General features: G+C 72.5%; 4 protein-coding genes. 1 reads left to right on the forward strand and 3 read right to left on the reverse strand.

Annotation, left to right across the window (positions count from 1 at the left end):
* Window positions 1–59 precede the first annotated feature (59 nt).
* Window positions 60–1,739 carry an alkaline phosphatase D family protein gene (locus Apa02nite_RS09890; RefSeq protein WP_203824759.1) on the forward strand — a complete coding sequence of 560 codons (1,680 nt, stop codon included), beginning with the start codon at window positions 60–62 and terminating at the stop codon, window positions 1,737–1,739.
* A gap of 51 nt (window positions 1,740–1,790) precedes the next feature.
* Here Apa02nite_RS09890 and Apa02nite_RS09895 read toward each other — a convergent pair whose 3' ends face one another.
* The 3 genes from Apa02nite_RS09895 to smc all read right to left on the reverse strand — a co-directional run bounded on the left by Apa02nite_RS09895 (window position 1,791) and on the right by smc (window position 6,701).
* On the reverse strand, window positions 1,791–2,411 hold the full coding sequence (locus tag Apa02nite_RS09895; protein ID WP_203824760.1) for a hypothetical protein: 621 nt from the start codon (window positions 2,409–2,411) through the stop codon (window positions 1,791–1,793).
* Between the two features lie 77 nt (window positions 2,412–2,488).
* Window positions 2,489–3,103: an HAD family hydrolase gene (locus tag Apa02nite_RS09900; RefSeq protein WP_067698738.1), complete on the reverse strand. Its 615-nt coding sequence runs from the start codon at window positions 3,101–3,103 to the stop codon at window positions 2,489–2,491.
* Between the two features lie 7 nt (window positions 3,104–3,110).
* Window positions 3,111–6,701, reverse strand: coding sequence for a chromosome segregation protein SMC (gene smc / locus Apa02nite_RS09905; protein ID WP_203824761.1), 3,591 nt, complete (start codon window positions 6,699–6,701; stop codon window positions 3,111–3,113).
* Window positions 6,702–7,135: the final 434 nt, after the last annotated feature.

Here is a 7,135-nt window from a genome sequence, read left to right on the forward strand (position 1 = left end):
CCCCTCGTGACACCGTTCGGAAGGCTCTCCCGCATGCGACACATCCCCGGCGCCGCCCGGTGACCGCCCAACTGCTGATCGGTCCGCTGCTGCGGCGCGTCACCGGCGACCGCGCCACCATCTGGGTGGAGACCAGCGAACCCGCGCAGGTGCGGGTCGAGGCCGACGGCGGGGCCGCCGGGTCCGCTGCGACATTTTGCGCGTACGGCCACCACTACGCCCTGGTCGTGGTGTCCGGGCTGGCCCCGGACTCCTCGCACGCCTATCGGGTGACCCTCGACGACAACGAGGTGTGGCCGGCGGCCGGGTCGCCGTACCCGCCGTCGGTGATCCGGACCCGGGCCGCCGAGGACGCGGCCCAGCCGGTCAGCCTGCTCTTCGGCTCGTGCCGGCAGGGCAGCCCGCAGGACGCCGGCCGGACGTTGCCGCCGGACGCGCTGGACGCCTACGCCCGGCGCCTGATGGCCGAGCCGGAGCACCGCCCCGACCTGCTGGTCCTGCTCGGCGACCAGGTGTACGCGGACGAGACCTCGCACAAGGTGCGCCGGTTCCTGCGCCGGCACCGCAAGGCCGGCAGCGACGCGCCGTCCGACCAGGTGGTCACGTTCGAGGAGTACACCAAGCTCTACCTGGAGTCCTGGCGTGACCCGGAGGTCCGCTGGCTGTTCTCCACGGTGCCCAGCGTGATGATCTTCGACGATCACGAGCTGATCGACGACTGGAACACCTCGGCGTCCTGGCGGGCCGACATGGCCGGACAGTCGTGGTGGCGGGAGCGGATCGCCGGCGGTCTCGGCTCCTACTGGGTCTACCAGCACCTGGGCAACCTCAGCCCGGACGAGCTGGCCGCCGACCCGCTGTTCCAGAAGGTGTCCGCCGCCGACGACGCCACCGACCTGCTGCACGAGTTCGGCCGGTCGGTCGACGAGCCGGATTCCGCGGACAACACCGACGTGCCGTACCAGTGGAGTTTCGCCGTCGATCTGGGCCGGACCCGGCTGGTCGTGCTGGACAACCGGTGCAACCGGGTGCTCACCCCGGGCGCCCGGGCGATGCTGCCGGCCGCCGAGTGGGACTGGTTCATCAGCCAGGCACACGGCGACTACGACCACCTGGTCGTCGGCTCGTCGCTGCCGTGGCTGATGCCGCCGGCCATCCACCACCTGGAGGCGTGGAACGAGGCGGTCTCCGAGTCGCGCAACCCGCGCTGGGCGGCGTTCGGCGAGAAGCTGCGGCGCGTCTTCGACCTGGAGCACTGGGCCGCGTTCGGCAAGTCCTTCACCGCGCTGGGCGAGCTGTTCCGGCGGCTCGGCGAGGGCGGCGTCGGCGCGCCCGGCCACCGGGTCGGCGCCGGCGGGGCGTACGCCGCACCCGCCTCGATCAGCGTGCTCTCCGGGGACGTGCACCATTCGTACGTGGCTCGGGCCGACTTCGGGCACGCCATGGTCACCCCGGTGATGCAGCTGACCTGCTCGCCGATCCACAACGAGGTGCCGCTGCCGCTGCGGCCGCTGATGCGGGTGAGCTGGCTGCCGCCGGTCGCCCGGGTGGTCCGCGGCCTGGCCAAGTCGGCCGGGGTGAAGAAGCCGCTGATCCGGTGGAAGCGGCTCTCCGACCCGTATTTCGGCAACGCCATCGGCACCCTCACCCTGGACGGGCGGACCGCGCGCGCCCGGATCGAGGGCACCTCGAAGGACGGCCACCTGCACGAGGTGGCGGACAACACGTACCGGCCGTAGGTGAGGACGCCGGATCCGGTGGCGGCCGGATCCGGCGCCGACTCGTGAGGGTCAGTCGCCGAGCCGCGGGAGGGTCGACTTCCCCTGGTCCCGTACGGTGAAAGAGGTCTTCCCGCCCTCCTGGACCACCACCTGCTCGCCCTTGTCCTGGGTGAGCAGGTAACGACCGTCGACCTCGATCACGATGCCCTTGCCGGCGCTGGTCTTCGGGAACGTGAAGATCTGGTCCTGCTTGCCGGTGTCGCACGCGGCGGTCTTCAGCTCCAGCGGCTGGGTGCCGCCGGGCGAGTGGACCGCGAGGCACCACGGCTCCCCGCCCTCGAGCATCTTGGCGGTCTGCATCAGGTACTCGTCGCCACCGGCCCTGACCGGCGTGGTCACGAACAGCGCCTGGTCCTCGAGGTGATCGGTGACGGTCAGCACCCCGTCGGCGCCGACGGTCAGCATCATCCGGCCGCCGGACTGCGTGGTGGCGAAGACGAACTGCCGCCCGGCCTCGATCGGCACACCCGGCCCGACCGGCGCGAACCCACCCGGCGTTTCCATCGCCGACGGCGTGCTGCTCCCCGCCGTCCTGTCCGCGGCCGGCTCCCCCGCTGACGTGGAGGAGCAGGCCGCCACACTCATCAGCGCGACAAGTACACCGATCTTGGCGATAGCGGCAGACATCACGTTCCCTCCGGGCCGGTATGCCGTTCATCATCAACGAACATCATCGATGAAATACCCGTCCGGGGACAGAACAGGCATCAATCCGGGAGATCGAGGGCCTTGCGCAGGTAGGCGACGTGCTCCGGGCCGGCCCAGCGGTACCCGGCCAGCTTGGCCGCCCGCGCTCCCTGGATCACCCGGTCGTCGTCGTCCACGAAGAGCACGTACTTGGGCAGGTGCCGGATCGCCAGGCAGGCCTGCTTGAAGAACTCCGGCGCCGGCTTGTGCACCTTCATCTCCGAGGAGCTGAGCACCAGGTCGAACTCGTCGGTCAGGCCGAGCGCGTCCAGGTCGCCGCGGAGCCGGTCGGTGGCGTTGGTGGCCAGCCCGACCCGGCGGCCGGCCGCCCGCACCCCGCGGACGAACGCCAGGGCGTCCGGGTCCACCTCACCCCGGTACTCCTGCCACTCGGCGACCGCGGCGGCCGCCTGCGCCTCGTCGAGCGGGAGCCGGCTCGCGACCAGACCCATCCACTCCGCGTCGGTGATCTCGCCGGCCATCGCGGGCTGGTAGATGTCCCAGGACATCGACGTCTCCAGCAGGGCGGCCGGTTTCAGGCCGTACTTCACCTCGACGGCGATCATCGGGGCCGGATCCCAGCGGCGCAGCACGCCGTCCAAGTCGATCAGCAGGGCCTGGGCGGGATCGCGCATGCTTGTCCTAGTCCTCTTCTTCGCGGTCTTCGCGGTTGAGGCGCTGGCTGATCACCTGGGTGACGCCGGCGCGCATCGTGACGCCGTAGAGCGCGTCCGCGACCTCCATCGTCCGCTTCTGGTGCGTGATGATGAGCAGCTGGCTCTTCTCCCGGAGCTGCCGGAAGAGCGTAATCAACCGGCCCAGGTTGACATCGTCGAGGGCTGCCTCCACCTCGTCCATGATGTAGAACGGCGACGGGCGGGCCCGGAAGATGGCACAGAGCATCGCCACCGCGGTCAGCGAACGCTCACCGCCGGAGAGCAGCGACAGCCGCTTGATCTTCTTGCCCGCCGGCCGGGCCTCGACGTCGACGCCGGTGGTCAGCATGTCGTCCGGGTCGGTCAGGATCAGCCGGCCCTCACCACCCGGGAAGAGCACCTGGAAGACCTGCTCGAACTCGCGCGCGGTGTCCTCGAACGCCGACGTGAACACCTCGAGGATCCGGTCGTCCACGTCCTTGACCACGGTGAGCAGGTCCTTGCGGGTGGCCTTGAGGTCCTCGAGCTGGTCGGAGAGGAACTTGAACCGCTCCTCCAGCGCGGCGAACTCCTCCAGCGCCAGCGGGTTGACCTTGCCGAGCAGGGTGAGGTCGCGCTCCGCCTTGTTGGCCCGCTTCTCCTGGGCCGGCCGGTGGAACGGGGCCGGCTCGGGCGCCGGCTTGCCGTCCCGCTCGGCGGCGGCCACGTCGGCCTGGGTCGGCGGGACCGGTTGCTCCGGGCCGTACTCGTTGATCAGCGTCTCGACGTCGAGCGAGAAGTCCTCGGCGGCCTTGGCCTCCAGCTGGTCGATGCGCATCCGCTGCTCGGCCCGGGCCATCTCGTCCCGGTGCACCTCGCTGGTCAGCCGCTCCAGCTCGCCGACCAGACGTTTCGCGGTGGCGCGCACCTCTTGGAGCTCGGCCTCCCGGCTGGTCCGCTCGCTCGCGATCCGGTCCCGGTCCTCGGCCGCGGCGGCCAGCGAGACCGCGACCCGGGCCAGCGCGGTGGCCGCGCCGGACGCGACCGCCCTGGCGATCTCGGCGCCCCGGGCGCGCGCGGCCCGGCGGGCGGCGGCGCGTTCCCGGGCCTGGCGCTCCTGGTTGGCCTGGCGGGTCAGCGAGTCGGCGCGGCCGGCGATCGAGGAGACCCGCTCCTCCGCGGTCCGCACGGCCAGCCGTACTTCCATCTCGTTCTGCCGGGACTGCGGCACCAGCGCGCCCAGCCGGTCGCGTTCCTCGGTCGACGGCTCCTCGTCGATCGGGGAGTCCTCGGCCAGCCGCAGCCGCTCCTCCAGCTCGGCCACCCGCATCAGGTCGGCCTCCCGGGCCGCTTCGGCCTTCTGCCGGGAGGCGCCGAGCCGCTCGCTCTCCGCCTTCGCCGACCGGGCCGCCGCGCCCAGCTCGGCCAGCCGCCGGGCGGCCGCGTTGCGCTCACCCTCGGCGGCCCGCTTCGCCTGGGCGGCCACCGCCACCACCTGCTTCAGCTCGGCCACCTGGGCGCGAGCCTCGCCGAGCTGCTCCTTGAGCTCGGCGATGGCCTGCTCGGCGGCGGCCCGGCCGGCCTTCGCCTCGTCGACCGCCGCCTGCACCTCGATGTAGCTGGTGGCCTTCGCCGAACCGCCGGCCGCCGCGTAGGCGCTCAGCACGTCGCCGTCCGGCGTCACCGCGCGCAGCTCGGCGTTCGTGCCGACAAGTGCGGTCGCCGCGGCCAGGTCCGGGACCAGCACCACGTCACGCAGCGCGCGGTTCAGCGCAGGACGGATCTGCTCCGGGCAGTCGATCAGGTCGGGCGCCCAGAGGGCACCCTCGGGCAGCGCCGGCCGCAAACTGTCCAACGACCCCTGCAGACCCGGCCCGGCCGAGGCCGCGATCACCAGCGCGGCCCGCCCGGCATCAGCGATCTTGAGGGTACGGACGGCCTCCACGGCCTCGTCCAGGCTGGCCAGGGCGACCGAGTCGGCGAGCGTGCCCAGCGCGGCGGCGAGCGCGGTCTCGTGGCCGGGCCGCACGGTCAGCATCGACGCGAGGCTGCCCAGCAGGCCGGGCACCTGGCCGGCCTTGGCGAGCAGCGCGCCCGCGCCGTCCTTGCGCTTGAGGCCGAGCCCGAGCGCCTCCTCGCGGGCCTTCAGACCGGCCGCGTCCTTCTCCGCGGCGCGTTCCGCGTCGGACAGCTCGCGCACCACGGCGGCGGCTCGGTCGTGCGCGGCGACCGCCTCGTCGTGCTGCGCGTCCAGGTCGGCGTTGTCCCGGTCGGCCTCCGAGGACTCGGCGGACACCAGGTCGACCTCACCCTGCGCCGCCTCGGCCCGCATCAGCGCGTCCTCGTGCGCGGCCGCCAGCCGTTCGATCTCCTCGGCCGCGCTGGTGGTCCGGGCCCGCGCGGCGTTCACGTTGCCGGTCAGCTTGGCGAGACCCTCACGGCGGTCGGCGATCGCCTTCGCGGCCCTCCGCAGCTCGCTCTCCGCGGCGGCCAGCTGGCGTTCCAGGTCCTGCCGGTGCTCGACCGCCTCGGCCAGCCGCATCTGGTCCTCGGTGAGCGCCTCGCGCAGCTCCTCCTCCTGCTCCCGGACCCGCTCGGCCTCGGCCTCGAGCATCTCCGGGTCACGGCCCGGCCGCTCGTCGTCCGGGGTGGCGGCCAGGTGCCGCAGCCGCTCGGAGGCCAGCTGCTCGGTGGACCGGAACCGTTCCTGCAGGGTGGAAAGCTTGTACCAGGTGTCCTGGGCGGCCTGCAGCAGCGGCGCGTCCTCGGCGTGCGCCAGCTCCAGGTCGGCCAGCATCCGCTGGATCTCCCGGTTCTCCGCCTCGACCTGCCCGCGCCGGTCCCGCATCGCGGACTCGTCGGCGATCTCCCGGTCCAGCGTGGTCCGCAGCGTGAACAGGTCGTCGGCGAGCAGCCGCAGCCGGGCGTCGCGCAGGTCGGATTGGATGCCGGCCGCCCGCCGGGCCACCTCGGCCTGCCGGCCCAGCGGCTTGAGCTGGCGGCGCAGCTCGGCGGTCAGGTCGTTCAACCGGTTCAGGTTGACCTGCATCGCGTCGAGCTTGCGGATCGCCTTCTCTTTGCGCTTGCGGTGCTTGAGGACGCCGGCCGCCTCCTCGATGAACGAGCGGCGGTCCTCCGGCTTGGCGTGCAGCATCGCGTCGAGCCGGCCCTGCCCGACGATGATGTGCATCTCCCGGCCGATGCCGGAGTCGCTGAGCAGCTCCTGGATGTCGAGCAGCCGGCAGGAGTTGCCGTTGATCTCGTACTCGCTGGCGCCGTCCCGGAACATCCGCCGGGTGATCGAGACCTCGGTGTAGTCGATCGGCAGAGCACCGTCGTTGTTGTCGATGGTCAGCGTGACCTCGGCCCGGCCCAGCGGCGCCCGCCCCGCCGTACCGGCGAAGATGACGTCCTCCATCTTGCCGCCACGGAGCGCCTTCGCACCCTGCTCGCCCAGCACCCAGGCGATGGCGTCGACAACGTTGGACTTGCCGGACCCGTTCGGCCCCACCACACAGGTGATGCCCGGTTCCAGCCGCAGCGTGGTCGCGGAGGCGAAGGACTTGAAGCCCTTGACCGTCAGGCTCTTGAGGTGCACGGATCTCCGAGGGTCGGCGGAATCTGCTGGGTGGCAGGCTACCCGCAGAGGCCGGGCAGTACAGTGCTACGCCGCGCCCAGCTCCCCCCGACCACCCGGAATATCCGCCCGCCCTGCCTGGCCGCGGACCGCTCAGTGGCCGGGATCGGTCACCCCCAGCCGTTCCGACGCTCCCGACGGCGGGGTGGCCGAGACGCCCAACCAGTCCGGCGCGCGCGGCGGCCCCCGGTCCCCGGCCCCCGGCGCCGGCCCAGGCCGCTGCCGGTCCCGACCGTCCGAGAGGTAGGCGACCACTCCCGCAGCCGGTCGCCCCGCACCCCGGCTGGCGCCCACGGTCCCCTCACGGCCGTCGAGACGACCGCCAGCGCCAGCCGGGACCGCGCCAATGCCGCTCAGCCTATTTTGATCTCGGTGGGGCTCTGCGGTCTTGGGGC

Origin of the sequence: Actinoplanes palleronii, from assembly GCF_016862315.1 — a bacterium.
Lineage (GTDB): Bacteria > Actinomycetota > Actinomycetes > Mycobacteriales > Micromonosporaceae > Actinoplanes > Actinoplanes palleronii.